At 61.6% G+C, this 993-nt stretch carries 1 pseudogene; it reads left to right on the top strand.

What is annotated here, in order from left to right:
* Positions 1-799: 799 nt before the first annotated feature.
* Positions 800-993 (top strand): annotated as a pseudogene (locus tag AC1DCG_RS25065) (UDP-glucose 6-dehydrogenase); the annotation flags it as partial.

Genomic DNA, 993 nt, shown 5'->3' with positions numbered 1-993 from the left:
AGCGAGGCCGCGCTCGGCGGCGCGGTCGAGGCCGGCGTCGCGCCGCCCTGGACGGCGGCGGCGGTCGAGACGAACGGCGCGACGGCAAGGGCCAGGCCCGCGACGACTGCGCCCACGAAACGCGATGACATGGCTTACCCCCTGTTAAGAATTCGCGTTCCCTATAGGCCTCAACCCCAGGCTATTCCAGCCCTAAAACTATTATAATAGTTAATCCAACGTCCCAAACTTGCGACATTGCACATAAGCGACACAGTTCCGCGACGGTCTGCTTGTGATCATATCAATTCTTGCGACATCAGCATGACGCGGGCCCGAACCGGGTCCCCAGCGCACGATCTATCCTTCCTGGCGAATATTTCCCGCAAGGGCGGTCTCTCAATTCCAAAACCTGACAAGCTTCGCAGTTAGGAAGCTCGACAGTGAAACGCATTGATTCAACCGTGGGTTATACTCAAACGATCATATGATCAGTTTGCGGATTCACCGACGTCGGCGCGTCAGGCGACGAAATTCTCGACGCAGGGGTCGCTCGAGGCTGGGCCAAAGCAACAGACCGACCAGGGCGGCGATGACGGCGACGGCGAACAGCAAGCTTCCACTCCTGGCTGCAGGCGACATACAACCCAAACGTGACTTTTAGACCAGAGTCCGCGCCGCGCACGAGACGCTTCGGCATTTTCGCGGCGGCGCCCAAGCCGCATGCAGCCGACGACTTGTCTCGCGCCCCCGATTGGCCGATTAGCGGGCGGAAGGTTCGGATCCTCCGGTCCGCCCCATCCGTGGAAAGAGGACATCCATGCGCGTAGCGATGATTGGCACGGGCTATGTGGGCCTGGTGTCCGGGGCGTGCTTTGCGGACTTCGGTCACGTGGTGACGTGCATCGACAAGGATCCGCGCAAGATCTCGCGCCTGCTGGCCGGCGAGATCCCGATCTACGAGCCGGGCCTGGACGACCTGGTGGCCCGCAACGTGCGCGAAGGCCGGCTGTC

This window comes from Caulobacter sp. 10L414 (assembly GCF_056395525.1).
Note: the sequence above shows the minus strand (reverse complement) of the source record. Positions and strands in the feature narration are given on the sequence as shown.